The sequence below is a fragment of the Desmospora activa DSM 45169 genome, assembly GCF_003046315.1.
GTDB classification, from domain to species: domain Bacteria; phylum Bacillota; class Bacilli; order Thermoactinomycetales; family DSM-45169; genus Desmospora; species Desmospora activa.
Genome location: NZ_PZZP01000001.1, coordinates 1,348,694 through 1,361,136, shown reverse-complemented (window position 1 = coordinate 1,361,136; position 12,443 = coordinate 1,348,694). Strand labels below are relative to the sequence as shown.

Here is a 12,443-nt window from a genome sequence, read left to right as displayed (position 1 = left end):
TTAGCGGGTGTTTTTCATCATATAGCATTTACTTCTTAAACATCGATCGCAGTACAAAGCTGACATTAGCGGGGCGCTCAGCTAACCGCCGCATAAAATAGGCATACCAATCGGTCCCAAATGGCACATAGACACGAACAGGATACCCTTCTTTCACCAGATTCAGTTGCAATTGTGTCCGAATGCCATAAAGCATCTGAAACTCATATCGCTCTTTTGGGATATCCTGTTTCTCTATAAATTGTTTGATGTGATGAATAACGGTTTCGTCGTGGGTGGCAATGGCCGTAAAACTCCCACTGGTCAGATGTTGTTCAAGAAGGTCGATAAACTGTTTGTCCACATCCGTCTTATCAGGAAAGGCAACTTCTGAGGACTCCTTGTAGGCACCTTTTACTAGGCGAACATTGACACCCTTCTTTCCTAATTCAGCGAGATCTTGTTTACTTTTATGCAAACAAGCTTGGATTGCCAACCCGATCTGATTGGGGAATTCAGCGTGGAGTTTGTGAAACAAGCGAAATGTTGTCGCATTGTGGGCGTAATCTTCCATATCAATCCGGACAAAATAACCATTTTCTGCCGCCCGTGATACAATCTTTCTCGCATGATCATAGCAAAGGTTCTCATCGATATCCAATCCCAATTGGGTCAGTTTAATGGATAAATACATATCCAGATTCGCTTCCTTAACAACGTCTAGCGTCTGGATACAATCAGCGGTCGCCTGTGCAGCCTCGTCACGGGTATAGACGGATTCACCCAAGTGATCCAAGGTTACTTTCAATCCTTGGTCGTTTAATTGTTGTGTGGTTTTAACCGCATGTTTGATCGATTCTCCAGCTACAAACCGTTGCGCGCCAAAACGTAATCCATATCGTTTGGCTAAGCGGTTGGCGGTTTGGCTTTTTGCCATGGTTAAAAATAGATTTCGCATGATTGCTTCCATTCTGATCATCCTCCGTCACGATTAAAGTCCATCACTCACAAAAATAAGTAGCAATAATCATGCCATCGGCTAGTTCTCGATATAAAAGGAGATCATGGGATGAAATGGACAAGTGTGTTAAAATGCATTAAAATTTAAACAAAAGTGTTCATTAATGTTCGGTATATGGCGAGATTCCAATCCTTTCAATGGAGGATGGTCGGATGGCGCAGAAAATGTCTAACACCTTGTTGTTAAACACCTTATTGCAAAGCGTGGAGGAAGCAGTCACCATTGTGGATGAAAAAGCGATCGTCCGTTATTGGAACAAAGCGGCAGAGCGGCTTTATGAAATACCTGCTGACGAAATTATCGGAAAATCGATCTTGGATTTTCCATGGAAGTCCCTTATGGTACAGCGTGTGTTGGCGGATGGTGTTCCCATCCGCAACGCTTATCATGAGCCAAATCCGAATCTACATGTGTTGATCCATACCGTTCCGCTTATCGAAAATGGAAAAATCAGAGGTGCAATCTCAACGGAACGGGATGTGACGCAGATCGTAAGGTTGGGGCACGAGTTGATGCAGAGTTCAAACCACGGGGATGAAGAGGGGGGAGGTTTTGCTGTACAGCGAGATAACCGGCTATGGGATCGTATCTGCGGCAGAAGCGCCGCGATCCAAGAGAGCATCCAGATGGCGCAAAAAGTGGCGAAAACCGATGCCAACATTCTCTTGACCGGAGATTCAGGGGTGGGAAAGGAATTGTTTGCACATGCCATTCATCACTCCAGCTTGCGTGCAGACGGGCCTTTTATCGCCATCAACTGTGGTGCGATCCCGGCTCCATTATTTGAGAGCGAACTGTTCGGATATGTACCTGGCTCCTTTACGGGAGCTGACCGAAAAGGACGGGAAGGGAAGCTGGCCTTGACGGATAGCGGAACGTTATTCCTGGATGAGGTAGGCGAAATGCCTTTGGAGATGCAAGTAAAGTTATTGCGCGTGTTAGAGGAAAAAAGCTTTTATCCCATTGGTGCTGACAAACCAGTCCGTGTATCGATCCGAATCATTGCGGCGACCAACCGGAACTTGCTTGAAGAAGTGCGGCAGGGGCGATTTCGGGAGGATCTTTATTATCGATTAAATGTCGTCAACCTAAGGATTCCACCTTTGCGGGAGCGCCTGGAAGATATTCCACTCTTGGTGCAACGCTTTTTGAGAGAGTTTTCTGCGAAATATAACCGGGTTATACCAGAAATAAGTTCAGAGATGATGATTCATTTAATGCAGTATGAATGGCTGGGAAACGTTCGGCAATTACGAAACACGATGGAGCGGCTCGTGATCCTGGCCGTAGATGGTCAGGCTCATATCGAGCATTTACCAGAAGAGATCCGAGTCGATCGACCAGGGATCTCTATCGACCATGTTCAGTCTAGTTATACGCTAAAACCCAGTCTTTCTGCTTTAAACCAACACCGTCGAAAACATGTATCCAAGGAAGAATTAAAACGGGTACTACATCAGACATATGGCAATAAATCCGCAGCTGCAAAGGAGTTGGGGATTTCCCGTGGAACGCTTTATCATTATTTAAAACGATATGAGCTTTAGTTCTCTCTCAAATTAAACACTCATAGACATTCACTTGAACAATCGATAAACAATGTTGTTCAATTATGGACGGAATCCTTGGCTCTTCTTATAAAACCATCCTTGTTTAGGGGTAATCGTAGGGGAATCAGGAGGATAACAAAGGATTGGCATGAATCTTGTTTATATAAATAAATAACGCGTGGAATCTATTGGGTTCACGTTTATCTGATAAAGGAGGATGTATTCATGACCCTGATCCCTTTTCAAAATGAACCGTTTTTGGATTATTCATTACCAGAGAACAAACAAAAGATGACCCAAGCACTGCAAAAGGTGAAATCCCAACTGGAACAAACGTATCCGCTTTGGATTGGCGGCAAGGATATTGAAAGCGAAACGCTTGAAAAGTCAGTCAATCCGGCCAAACATCAGGAAGTGATCGGTTATATCAGTCAGGCGAACGCTGCGATGATCAAAGAGGCGATCCAGGCTGCTACCCAGGCATTTGATTCATGGCAATTCACTTCTTTTGAGGAGCGTGCCATGTATTTGGTGAAAGCGGCAGCCATTATGCGGCGTCGTAAGCATGAGCTATGCGCGTGGCAAATTTTGGAATCAGGAAAAAATTGGGCGGAAGCGGATGCGGATGTCGCTGAAGCAATTGATTTTCTTGAGTTTTATGCACACCAAGCGATTCGCCTCGGCCAAGGTCAGGAGTTACATCCTTATCCTGGGGAAGACAATCGCTTAGAATACATTCCGCTGGGTGTTGGGATTGTCATTCCGCCGTGGAACTTCCCGCTGGCAATCATAACGGGGATGACCGCTTCTGCAATTGTGACGGGGAATACGGTACTGCTGAAACCTGCGCCGCAATCCTCCGTCATGGCAGCAAAATTTGTGGAAATCATGAAAGAAATCCATTTGCCCAGTGGCGTAATTAACTTTATCCCTGGCCATCCGGAGGAAATCGGGGATCTGATGGTGGGTCACCGTGATACTCGCTTTATCTCTTTTACCGGATCGAAGGCGACTGGGAATCACATTGATGAGTATGCACATCGCAAAGTTGATGGACAGCGGTGGCTAAAGCGCGTCGTGGCAGAGCTGGGCGGCAAAGACGGAATCGTAGTGGATGAGACCGCAGACTTGGATGCTGCGGCAGAGGGAATTGTGGCGTCTGCATTCGGATTCCAGGGACAAAAGTGTTCGGCCGGTTCCCGTGCTATTATTCATGAAGATGTCTATGACGAATTGGTGGAAAAAGTGGTGGCTCAAACGAAAAAACTGAAAATGGGCGCACCGGAGGAAAACTATGCAGTTGGACCAGTCATCGACGACAAGTCATTCCAAAAAGTAACTAGTTACATCGAAATCGGCAAAAAAGAGGCTCACTTGCTTTTGGGCGGAAGCGCTGACGATTCCAAAGGATATTATATTGAACCGACCATCTTTGAAAACTGCACCCGTCATTCCCGGATTATGCAGGAAGAAATCTTTGGGCCCGTCCTTGCAATTTGTAAGGTCTCCAGCTTTGAAGAGGGGATCGATGTTTATAATGATACCGAGTACGGCCTTACCGGAAGTGTGTTCAGCCAAGATCGTCGCCGCTTGGAATATGCGCGCAAGCGGATGATGTGCGGAAATCTGTATTTCAACCGCAAATGTACGGGAGCGCTTGTCGGTGTTCAGCCTTTTGGCGGATTCAATATGTCTGGAACCGACTCAAAAGCGGGCGGGCAGGATTATCTCTTAAACTTTGTACAGCCAAAAGTGGTCACCGAACGATTTTAACCATAAGAGGTCGTGCTGTACGGCACGGCCTTTCATTCATCTTTCATCATAGGAGGGAAGGCGCATGGAGTATGAGTTGATCATTGCAATTGCGATGTATTTTCTCGTTATGCTCGGCATCGGCTATTATGCCTATCAACGGACGCACAATCTTTCTGACTATATGCTTGGGGGAAGGAATCTCGGATCGGCTGTTACAGCCTTAAGCGCAGGGGCATCCGATATGAGTGGTTGGCTGTTAATGGGACTACCCGGCGCGATGTATGCCACTGGATTGAGTAGTGGCTGGATTGTGATTGGATTGACTGTAGGAGCGTATCTAAACTGGCTATATGTAGCTCCCAGACTTCGGACTTATACAGAAATAGCAAATAACTCCATTACAATTCCGGATTATTTTGAAAACCGATTTAAAGACAGCACCGGAAGCCTACGAATCGTATCTGCCTTGGTAATTGTCATCTTTTTCACTTTCTATACGTCATCAGGGATGGTTTCCGGGGGCGAGCTTTTTAAAAGCACTTTTGGTCTGGAGTATGGATGGGGAGTATGGATTACGGCTGGTGTTGTCATCCTGTATACCTTATTCGGTGGATTTCTCGCGGTTAGTTGGACGGATTTTGTACAAGGCACGATCATGTTTCTTGCACTGATTCTTGTTCCCATCGTCGCTTTCACCCAGACGGGAGGAATTAACCCCACCTTTGATGAGATTCACTCGATCGATCCGGCATTGTTGGATATCTTTAAAGGAACCAGTGTTGTTGGTATTATTTCGCTAATGGCCTGGGGCTTGGGATACTTTGGCCAACCCCATATCGTTGTGCGGTTTATGGCGATCGATTCGGTTAAGGAAATGAAAAAAGCCCGTCGTATTGGGATGGGGTGGATGATTTTCTCCATCGTCGGGGCAATGTTTACCGGGTTGGTTGGAATCGCTTACTTTAATCAATACCCGCAGTCGTTGGAAAATCCTGAGACCGTATTTATTGTCCTTTCACAAGTTTTATTCCACCCATTGATCACCGGCTTTTTGTTGGCTGCAATCTTAGCTGCGATCATGAGTACGATTTCATCACAATTGTTGGTTACAGCCAGTGCTCTAACCGAAGATTTTTATAAGACGTTTTTCCGCCGTTCGGCATCTGACAAAGAGTTGGTATTGACCGGACGCCTCTCACTGTTGGGAGTAGCATTGGTTGCGCTTTATTTGGCATTTAACCCGAATGAAACCATTCTAAACCTGGTTGGCTACGCGTGGGCAGGGTTTGGTTCTGCCTTTGGCCCTGTGATCTTGCTCAGCCTGTACTGGAAGCGTATGAATAGGTGGGGAGCGCTAGCTGGTATATTGGTTGGAGCCATTACCGTAATCATCTGGGATCAGATCGAAGCTTTCAATGAGATTTATGAGATGATTCCCGGCTTTATCGCCTGTACGATTGCGATTGTCATCGTTACGTTATTAACCTCGAAGCCGACGGATGAGATGGAGGCAGAATTTGAGAAAGCAGTAAAACAGACCAACATCTAATTTGAAGGGGAGGGGGAGGGGGACAAACCCTGCCTCCTTAACTGCAAAAACCGCCAGTCTTGTATCAAGACTGGCGGTTTTTGCAGTGTATGGTGGGCGGATTGACAGATCAAATTGAATTTACTGAAAATAATCTTCAAAAGCGACGAAAGGAAACAGGTCTGACTTTGTTAAGGTTGCATGATATGATTCCTTTATTACGCAACTCTATGGTTACTTATTATTGACAGCAACCGTAAAGTTGCTTATACTTGATATATGAATTGGGACAAAGACGCTATCTTCAAAGCGCTTGGCGACTCGACTCGTCGGCTTATACTAGACGAACTATCCGAACGCAACGAGCTGACGTTGTATGAACTTACGGCCCGACTCATTATGAAGCACAACCTTTCCATTTCGCGACAGGCGATCGCTAAACATCTTACTACATTAGAAGATGCAGGGCTCGTAAAATCAAAACGAAAGGGAAAATATCGAGTACTTATGTTTAACAACGAACCACTTAAACACATACTGACAGGATGGATAGAGTAATTTTATAATTTCAGAACAGGACTTTCTGAGGAATGTTTGGGATGTTTTGCGTGCAACCCGATTGTTAGCACAGCACCATGCGTTACAAATAACAAAGGAGGCAACAATATGAAAATCGTTGTTACCAGTATATTCGTACAAGATCAAGACAAGGCACTGGAGTTTTATTCAGAAAAGCTGGGGTTTGTAAAAAAGGAGGATGTTCCAGTCGGAGAATTTAGGTGGATAACGCTTGTTTCTCCCAATGATCAGAACGGTACTGAGCTTTTACTCGAACCAAATGACCATCCCGCCGCCAAAGAGTATCAAAAGAAGATATTTGCCGATGGCATCCCAGCAACAATGTTTGGCGTTGCAGATATCCGTAACGAGTACAAACGATTACTGGAAAAAGGCGTGAAGTTTACTATGGAGCCCACAGAAATGGGTAAAATCACAATAGCTGTCTTCGACGATACATGCGGAAACCTTATTCAGATCGTGCAGAAGTAACTTCATGACGAAGTAACCGTACAAAACGACTTATTGGCAAGTTTTAAGATCGGTGAAGTGTTTTTTATCAAAAATGAATCAACTTTATGTTAACCCTGTCCTATTTTAGGATGGGGTTATACATTTATAAGGTATTATATGAGATTACAATGTTTTAACAGAATAAGAAGGTGCCGATTCTTATATTGATGAGGTTTTTTTTATCGAAAGCTCTTATTTCATCTTTCTGATAAGATGGACAATATTGGTGATAATATCTAACATCAATAAGATACCATGATTATGACAAAGAGTAGATTGATTGACTGTCAGCTAAACGAAAAATTGATGAGGGGTGTGTCTTGATGACAAAGAGTAGATTGAATCCTAAGGTCGACGAATTTTTAAGTAAAGCTAATAAATGGAGGGCGGAATATGAGAAGTTGAGAAATATCGCTCTTGATTGTGAGCTGACCGAAGAATTTAAGTGGATGCATCCTTGTTACACGTTCGAGAAGAAAAACATCGTTTTGATACATGGGTTTAAAGAATATTGTGCGCTTCTTTTTCACAAAGGTGCCTTGTTACAGGATGCCCATGGGATTCTAATCCAACAAACAGAGAATGTACAGGCGGCGCGCCAGATTCGATTCACCAATGTTCAAGAAATCGTTGAAATGGAAACCATCTTGAAAGCCTATATTTATGAAGCCATTGAAGTTGAAAAAGCGGGTTTGAAAGTGAAATTTAAGAATACGACAGAATTTATAATTCCTGAAGAGCTTCAAAATAAATTCGAAGAAATCCCTGCCTTGAAAAGCGCTTTTGAAGCATTGACGCCGGGACGGCAACGAGCATACATTCATTATTTTTCTAAGCCCAAACAATCCAAAACGCGAGAGTCAAGGGTTGAAAAATACATGCAGCAAATTCTTAATGGAAAGGGATTGAATGATTAGGTTGTTCGATGACAATTGTCGGTGGACAAGAACTTGCATTATATGCCACATGTCACTGAAGCTTTCAGCAATCCTGCAATAATATACTATATGCCATTGAACCTGAAGGTGTATTGTTGCATGAGAATGCTTGAAAGGGAGTATCCTCATGAATATTGCATCTTTATTGTGCAGTGAATTGCTCTTGTCCCTTACCGCCAGCCTTGTCGAAACGGATTTTTTCACTGATTGCGCGAAAGACAACACCTTTATCGAAAAAGCGAAGGATTTGCTCCATGGCAATCTGAAAAATGTCCTAAGGCTTGATGAGATCAGTGGAAAACTAGGGATATCGAAGTATCAGTTTATCCGATCATTCAAGGCACAAACCGGAATATCACCATACCAATATTTTCTGAACTCTAAGATTGAACACGCAAAGCAACTGATAGAGAAAACCGGTGATATATATGAAGTAGTAGCAGAATGCGGCTTTGTTGATCTTACCCATTTGAACAAACATTTTAAAAGCGTTTATGGAATAACTGCATTTGAGTATTTGTCTCATATCAACCGTGGGGCATAAGATATGGAATTGTTTACGAAGGTTTCTCGTGATGAAGGAGATCACCATCTGACTGATCCGATGTGTATCTTAACCTCAATCGGCTTTTATTTTCCAATTAACTCCTAAAAATTAGGAGCCCAAATTCGCCGTTTAAGCCGGTTTTATTTTTACGATAGTATGATTACACCCTCTGCAATTTTCATTTTTAGTATGTCTCGAAAGGGCTCTCGCGCGTGAGCATCTTGAGCTTTTCTATACAACGTAACAAAATCATTGTTTTGTGAAGTTATTTGAAGATAAAAGGACCATAAATTCGGGCTTACGGGCGAAGCGAGATATCGGATGAACTACTTTTTGGGCATGTTCCGTTATTCCTTATCAAACCGAGAGAATTAACTAGGACCCACCTCATCATACGACAATGTGGTCACATCTGTGCTTTCTCCGCGCTCGACCTCTTCGCGGGTCGCTTCTTGTTCCAACTCCTCGCTGTCATCCATTCCCGGTGCCACCTTAGGACTCTGTTGGTGCTCCTTTTTCTCTTTCATGGGATTCCCTCCAAACGTTTAATCTCACATTCATTATTTTCATTCGCATTGTTTCTATGCATTTTTTCAATCCTGACATATAAGCTGTCATAATTGTTGTTTTAAACTTTGAATCAGATTAATGACTTTGATTAAGAGAGGAGCTTTTGTATGACAAGTAAAAATATGCATTCACCAGCCATTCATCCCTTTCGTATTGAAGTATCCCAAAAAGAATACGTCGATCTGCTGGAACGGTTAAACCACAGCCGCTGGCCTGAAAATTCGCCAAAAACTGGATGGGAACGAGGTGTGCCGCTCCCTTATCTGAAAGAGCTTACCGATTACTGGCAACATCATTATGATTGGCGCGCTCATGAAGAGCAGCTAAACAAAATTCCACAATTCATCACGAATATTGAGGGTCAAAACATTCATTTTATTCATATCAAGTCTCCGGAACCGGCAGCGACTCCGCTGATGCTCATACATGGATGGCCTGGATCTTTTGTGGAGTTTTTGGATGTAATCGGCCCTTTAACCGATCCTCGTTCACATGGTAGTGAATCGTCTGAAGCCTTTCATCTGATTATTCCATCCATACCCGGCTTCGGCTTTTCTACACCTTTAAATGAACCTGGATGGACGCCAGGTAAAATCGCAAAAGTGTTTGTGCAATTGATGGATCTCCTGGGTTACGATAAGTTTGGAGTGCAGGGTGGCGACTCTGGCGCTTTTATAGCGCCTGAAATGGGACATCTTGCACCGGAACGTCTGATAGGAATCCACTTAAATGCCTTGATGACCTTTCCTTCAGGAGAAGAACATGAAATGGATGGCTTGACAGCGGAAGAGCAAATGCGCTTAAAAAGATTGGAAACTTTCAATGATGGATATTTGCAAATTCAGTCCAAGAGCCCTCAAACTCTCGCTTACGGACTTCATGATTCACCGGTCGGTCAATTGGCGTGGATTATTGAGATCTTTAAAAAGTGGACAAACCCAGAGGAAGCTTTGCCTGAGGAAACGATCGATCGTGACAGGCTGCTGACGAATATTAGTATCTACTGGTTTTCTGGAATTTCCGGCTCTTCCGCCCAAATCTATTATGAGTCTATGCACGATGAATCGGCTTGGATAGCCAAAGGTCGCGGTACCGTACCAACCGGAGTTCTGGTATCTCGCTCTCATGATACGACCATAAGGCGATTTGCTGAAAGAGATCATCATATTATACACTGGACTGAAAGCTCACAAGCTGGACATTTTTTCGCCATGGAGCAGCCGGGATGCTTTGTTGAAGATGTTCGGAGATTTTTTCAAAGTCTTAAGTATGGTGTTTAACTCCATTATCGTGGTATTTTCGTATGATTCGTGCTATATATAATAGAGACAACGTTACAAAATGATGGAGTGAGCACGGTGGCGGAAGTATTTTCGCGACGATTACCGGAAAACATTAATCGCATCATTGTTGCGTTTCCTGAAGACGTGCAGGAATTTTTCCATGAAATGATCAGTGCGGATCGTTCTCCGCAAACCATCGCCAATTATGCTTATGACTTCTCCCTCTTCTTTGATTTTCTTGCCAGCCGAAACTTGGAGCTGGAAGATATCACACCCAAGGAGATTAAACGCTTTTTTCGCCACATTGAAAACGGCTATGAACGGACGATTCAGGTGCAAATCACGAAAAAAGATCCTGTAACCGGTGAGACTCGCAAGGAATGGGTGGAAAGAAAACACTTTCGGGAAAACTCACGCTCCGGCAAGCGACGGAAACGGGCATCATTACGCTCTCTTTTTCGTTATCTCCTTAAAACCGATGTCCTGGATCGTGATCCGATGCAAGAGTATGAGGATGCCTCCCTTCGCTCTCGCCATCAGCAAAAAGTACCCGTTTTTCTGACTCGAGAAGAAGCCATGAGGCTGATCGATGCCGTCAGTACCTATCACAATAAACAAAAACGACGCACCCAAACCTGGTACGAATATCGGGATCGATCCATTCTCCTCCTCTTCTTAAACACAGGAATGCGTGTGTCTGAGTTGGTCGGCCTCAATTTGAACAGCATCCAGCATGATGGCGACACTGCCAGAGTTATCATTTTGGGTAAAGGCGGAAAAGAGCGCATGCTGAAACTAAACCGTCCCGCTTGGGAAGCCTTGCACGGCTACCTTGAACAACGTCCGCGAAACGGGTTGCAAACCGAGCACCAAGAGGCTTTATTTCTCAATAAAAACCGTGGCCGCATCAGTCGAAAGGGTGTCTATGAAGCCTTGCAAAAATATGTACGGGAAGCCAACCTCCCTCCCAAGGCTGCCAATATTTCGCCGCACAAATTGCGCCACACGCTGGCAACCCGCCTTCTTTCCAATGGTGAAAATCTACGGGTGGTACAGGAGATATTGGGACACTCCAGTATCCAAACCACCCAGATCTATACCCATGTGATCAACTCCGAGAAGGATGGCGCATTGGACCGGTTAGAATAAAAATGGTCCGTCTCATTAGAGACGGACCATTTTTATTTTTACTTATTGCTCCGATTTTTCTTCAAGGATTTCCCGCTCATGGACCGGCTGCACGGGGCGGCTGTTCATCGGGAAGATCTCTTTAAATGCATCGATTTGTGCTTTGGACATTTCGATCGGCTGTTTTACGACCGACCAGTTGACGCCTTCCGAGCACGGAGGTGTCGTCAGAGAGCCTTTATAGCGGTATGTGCTAGCATCGTCGGGCAGCAATGCGCTTGCATCCAACTTTTTGCCGAGCGCGACTTCTTCTTTGCTCTCTTCTTTCGGCATTTTATCCCAAACAGCGGTCAGCTGATGGTTTTCTTTCCCTTCCTTGATCATGAGACCGACGACTGCCAAGTTTCCATCTTTATCTTGGTGCACCAAGTGGAGCTCCATATCGGTCGGTTTGCCGTCAATCGTGTGCTCACTGGGGGTATGGAAATGGAATTGTTGCAATGTATAGGTGGTGCCGTCCAGCTTAATCGTATTGTCTTGAGAAGCGATATTGGCCTGGATGGTGTGACCGTTGTTAACTACTCCCCAGTCGGCTGCATGGTAACCGAATTTAATCGGGACAAGATCAGCCGGTTTATATTCGGAGATATCGATCGGGGATTGCTCCTTCCCTTCTTCACAGGCAGCAAATTCGGGCTTTAGCTTACCCCAATTTTCCGGTCCGTTCTCTCCTTCATAGGACCAGTGCACATCCTCCTTTGTTTCCGCTTGTTGTTGAGGATTGCCGGCATTGGCACTGCTGCATCCAACAACCAATGCAAAGCTGGCGGACAAAATCAGGCCTGATTTGATAAAGGAAAGTTTGCGCTTATTCACCTTGATTTCCCCTTCTTTAAAAAGATATGTGGTTTGTTGACTTATTTATTATACTAAAAATCTCGGAAATAGAAAGACCTAAATAAAAAATTAATCACAGTCTTAGCAAAACTTTATCCACTAGGTCTTGTACTCTTTATGTTTAAATTTCTCGAGGATTGAGATGGAAGCGATCGTGGAAAACTGAAGCGGGAGGG

General features: G+C 44.3%; 11 protein-coding genes and 1 pseudogene. 9 read left to right on the top strand and 3 right to left on the bottom strand.

The window, feature by feature from the left end:
• Positions 1–28: 28 nt before the first annotated feature.
• A complete protein-coding gene (locus C8J48_RS06765) occupies positions 29–949 on the bottom strand; it encodes a proline dehydrogenase family protein (RefSeq protein ID WP_107725553.1) in 921 nt (306 codons plus the stop codon).
• A gap of 203 nt (positions 950–1,152) precedes the next feature.
• Between C8J48_RS06765 and C8J48_RS06760 the strand changes: the two genes are divergently transcribed.
• The 7 genes and pseudogenes from C8J48_RS06760 to C8J48_RS06730 form a co-directional block, all read left to right on the top strand.
• Positions 1,153–2,547 carry a sigma-54 interaction domain-containing protein gene (locus C8J48_RS06760; RefSeq protein ID WP_245891084.1) on the top strand — a complete coding sequence of 465 codons (1,395 nt, stop codon included), beginning with the start codon at positions 1,153–1,155 and terminating at the stop codon, positions 2,545–2,547.
• 228 nt (positions 2,548–2,775) lie between these two features.
• Positions 2,776–4,323 (top strand): L-glutamate gamma-semialdehyde dehydrogenase, encoded by a 1,548-nt coding sequence (pruA, locus tag C8J48_RS06755; RefSeq protein ID WP_107725552.1) that lies wholly within the window; start codon positions 2,776–2,778, stop codon positions 4,321–4,323.
• 64 nt (positions 4,324–4,387) lie between these two features.
• Entirely contained in the window at positions 4,388–5,854 is a 1,467-nt protein-coding gene (gene putP, locus C8J48_RS06750; RefSeq protein WP_107725551.1) for a sodium/proline symporter PutP, read from the top strand.
• Positions 5,855–6,112: 258 nt separating this feature from the next.
• Positions 6,113–6,391 carry an ArsR/SmtB family transcription factor gene (locus C8J48_RS06745; protein ID WP_107725550.1) on the top strand — a complete coding sequence of 93 codons (279 nt, stop codon included), beginning with the start codon at positions 6,113–6,115 and terminating at the stop codon, positions 6,389–6,391.
• Positions 6,392–6,499: 108 nt separating this feature from the next.
• A complete protein-coding gene (locus tag C8J48_RS06740; protein WP_107725549.1) occupies positions 6,500–6,883 on the top strand; it encodes a VOC family protein in 384 nt (127 codons plus the stop codon).
• A gap of 344 nt (positions 6,884–7,227) precedes the next feature.
• The gene (locus C8J48_RS06735) at positions 7,228–7,821 is read left to right on the top strand and encodes a YdeI/OmpD-associated family protein (protein ID WP_107725548.1); all 594 of its coding nucleotides are present in this window, start codon (positions 7,228–7,230) and stop codon (positions 7,819–7,821) included.
• Between the two features lie 130 nt (positions 7,822–7,951).
• A pseudogene (locus C8J48_RS06730) lies at positions 7,952–8,386 on the top strand (helix-turn-helix domain-containing protein); the annotation flags it as partial.
• Between the two features lie 374 nt (positions 8,387–8,760).
• Here the strand turns inward: C8J48_RS06730 and C8J48_RS18675 are convergent.
• Positions 8,761–8,916, bottom strand: a complete 156-nt coding sequence (locus C8J48_RS18675; RefSeq protein WP_170105225.1) for a hypothetical protein — start codon at positions 8,914–8,916, stop codon at positions 8,761–8,763.
• 150 nt (positions 8,917–9,066) lie between these two features.
• Between C8J48_RS18675 and C8J48_RS06725 the strand changes: the two genes are divergently transcribed.
• On the top strand, positions 9,067–10,239 hold the full coding sequence (locus C8J48_RS06725; protein WP_107725546.1) for an epoxide hydrolase family protein: 1,173 nt from the start codon (positions 9,067–9,069) through the stop codon (positions 10,237–10,239).
• Positions 10,240–10,317: 78 nt separating this feature from the next.
• Positions 10,318–11,391, top strand: coding sequence for a tyrosine-type recombinase/integrase (locus C8J48_RS06720; protein WP_107725545.1), 1,074 nt, complete (start codon positions 10,318–10,320; stop codon positions 11,389–11,391).
• A gap of 42 nt (positions 11,392–11,433) precedes the next feature.
• Here C8J48_RS06720 and C8J48_RS06715 read toward each other — a convergent pair whose 3' ends face one another.
• Complete coding sequence (locus tag C8J48_RS06715; protein WP_107725544.1) at positions 11,434–12,246, bottom strand: carbonic anhydrase; 813 nt, start codon at positions 12,244–12,246, stop codon at positions 11,434–11,436.
• Between the last annotated feature and the right edge of the window lie 197 nt (positions 12,247–12,443).

Bases quoted from the DNA above. Each gene is read 5' to 3' on its own strand.
- C8J48_RS18675 (WP_170105225.1), bottom strand. From the start codon at position 8,916: ATGAAAGAGAAAAAGGAGCACCAACAGAGTCCTAAGGTGGCACCGGGA.
- C8J48_RS06735 (WP_107725548.1), top strand. From the start codon at position 7,228: ATGACAAAGAGTAGATTGAATCCTAAGGTCGACGAATTTTTAAGTAAA.
- C8J48_RS06760 (WP_245891084.1), top strand. From the start codon at position 1,153: ATGGCGCAGAAAATGTCTAACACCTTGTTGTTAAACACCTTATTGCAA.
- pruA (WP_107725552.1), top strand. From the start codon at position 2,776: ATGACCCTGATCCCTTTTCAAAATGAACCGTTTTTGGATTATTCATTA.
- C8J48_RS06765 (WP_107725553.1), bottom strand. From the start codon at position 949: ATGGAAGCAATCATGCGAAATCTATTTTTAACCATGGCAAAAAGCCAA.
- C8J48_RS06740 (WP_107725549.1), top strand. From the start codon at position 6,500: ATGAAAATCGTTGTTACCAGTATATTCGTACAAGATCAAGACAAGGCA.
- putP (WP_107725551.1), top strand. From the start codon at position 4,388: ATGGAGTATGAGTTGATCATTGCAATTGCGATGTATTTTCTCGTTATG.
- C8J48_RS06725 (WP_107725546.1), top strand. From the start codon at position 9,067: ATGACAAGTAAAAATATGCATTCACCAGCCATTCATCCCTTTCGTATT.
- C8J48_RS06745 (WP_107725550.1), top strand. From the start codon at position 6,113: ATGAATTGGGACAAAGACGCTATCTTCAAAGCGCTTGGCGACTCGACT.